3 protein-coding genes are annotated in these 1,829 nt (G+C 74.6%); 1 reads left to right on the forward strand and 2 read right to left on the reverse strand.

Annotated elements, in window-relative coordinates; translation table 11 throughout:
• Nucleotides 1-356: S41 family peptidase (locus tag ACIQOV_RS39885; protein ID WP_401055834.1), on the forward strand; the 356-nt coding region annotated here is incomplete at its 5' end.
• Nucleotides 357-421: 65 nt separating this feature from the next.
• Here ACIQOV_RS39885 and ACIQOV_RS39890 read toward each other — a convergent pair.
• Nucleotides 422-886: a VOC family protein gene (locus ACIQOV_RS39890; RefSeq protein ID WP_401055836.1), complete on the reverse strand. Its 465-nt coding sequence runs from the start codon at nucleotides 884-886 to the stop codon at nucleotides 422-424.
• A 64-nt stretch (nucleotides 887-950) separates the two neighbouring features.
• Nucleotides 951-1,568, reverse strand: coding sequence for an RNA 2',3'-cyclic phosphodiesterase (gene thpR / locus ACIQOV_RS39895; protein WP_401055838.1), 618 nt, complete (start codon nucleotides 1,566-1,568; stop codon nucleotides 951-953).
• Nucleotides 1,569-1,829: the final 261 nt, after the last annotated feature.

A 1,829-nucleotide genomic window follows, 5' to 3' on the forward strand; every position in this document is an offset into this window, starting at 1 on the left:
CCCCCGGGGCGGCCCGCTTCACCGGGCCCGTGGCCCTGCTCACCTCGGGCTCGACGGTGAGTGCGGGCGAGACCTTCACCCAGGCGATGATGGGCCGCAGCCCGCGCATCACCCGGATCGGCGAGAACACCCAGGGGGTCTTCTCGGACCAGCTGGCCCGGCGGCTCTCCTCGGACCTCGTGCTGCTGCTGCCGAACGAGGAGTTCCTCACCCCGGCCGGTACCACTTTCGACGGGCCGGGCATCCCGCCGGACGTCCGGACCCCGGTCTTCACGCGGGAGGAGCTGGCCGGGCTGAAGGACTCCGCCCTGACCGAGGCCCGGCGGCTGCTCGGCGGCGGAGCCGGCCGGCCGTGACCGTCGGGCGCCGCGTCGGATCCACCGTCCTCGGCGCGCGTGCCCGGCTCCCCGGCCCTGCGGCCTCAGGCCGGGGCTGCGGCCGGGGCTGCGGCCGGGGCTGCGGCTGCGGCGACGCAGAACTCGTTGCCCTCCGGGTCGGCCATCACGACGTGGTGCCCGTCGAACTCCCGCAGGACGGCCCCGCCCGCCTTCACCAGCCGCTCGGACTCCGCCTTGATCCGCGCCCACCGCTCACCGGGGCTGCCGTGTCCCGGCACCCGGACGTCGATGTGCAGCCGGTTCTTCGCCGTCTTCGGTTCGGGGACCTTGAGGATGGACAGGCGGGGGCCGGCGCCAGCGGGATCGCAGAGCCACGCCCCGTCGTCCGCGGAGTCGTCCTCCGGCAGGTCGAACTGCGCGAGCCACTCCTCACGGGTTTTGAAGGGAGCGGGCGGCGGCTCGTCGACATAGCCCAGTGCCGTCTTCCAGAACGCGGCGAGGAGCGGTGCGTTCGCACAGTCGAGGGTCAGATCGATTCTGGCTGCCATGACAGGACCGTACTGCGCACCTCCGACAGCCGCGCCGCGAGTCGCGGGCCCGCGGGCCCGCGGGCTACGGCTCGGCGAGGGAGCCGCCGTCGAGGGCCTGGACGGCGGCGCCCAACCGCCACGCCTCGATGTCGCGGTAGTGGATCGGCCCGGGGCCGCGGCCGATGTTGCTGCCGACGAGGTGGAGGCGTTCGGTCCGCCACGGCCGGCCCACGAATCCCGCGAGCCCGGCCGCGGCCTGCGGCACGCTGACGGGGTCGTCACGGCGGGCGCGTGCCAGGGTCAGGTGGGGGCGCAGCGGCCGGTCCCTGAATGCGATTCCGCAGGACCCGACCAGGTCCCGGACGTCGGTGGCGAGCCGGTGCAGTCCTTCCAGGTCCCCGTCGATGCCGGTCCACAGGAGTCGCTGGTCGAAGTGGCCGCCGCCGCGCAGGCCCAGGTGCAGGGCGGGGTGCGACGCGGCCGCCGCGGCCAGCGCCGATCGCAGCAGCGGCACCGCCGTGGACGGCTGTTCGCCGAGGAAGGCCAGGGTGATGTGCCAGTCCTCGATCCGGTTCCACCGCAGCCGCGGGTACCCGGCATATGCGGGCCGCAGGGCCCGGGCCAGTGCGTCCTTGGCGTCGTCGGGCGGGGCGAGCGCCACGAAGACGCGCAGGGTCGGGGGTGCGGGGTGATCGTCCACGAGGGGGGAGGGTAGCCGAGGGTCGGCGGCGCCCTCGACTCCACCGTACGAAACCGTACGAAACCGTACGGAACCGTGCCGAACCACACAGAACCGTGCGGAGCCGGCCGCTCGACGAGCGGCCGGCTCCACTACCGCGCCGCCGGTCCGGTCAGGACGGCAGCGTCTTGCTCGCCAGCACCTTCCCCTGGGCGTCGTACGCGGCGAGCCTGATGCCCTCCAGCGGGTGTGCCCCCGGGCCGTCGGCGGCCTTCTGGCTGG

The organism is Kitasatospora sp. NPDC091257 (assembly GCF_044757675.1).
Taxonomy (GTDB): domain Bacteria; phylum Actinomycetota; class Actinomycetes; order Streptomycetales; family Streptomycetaceae; genus Kitasatospora; species Kitasatospora lactacystinica.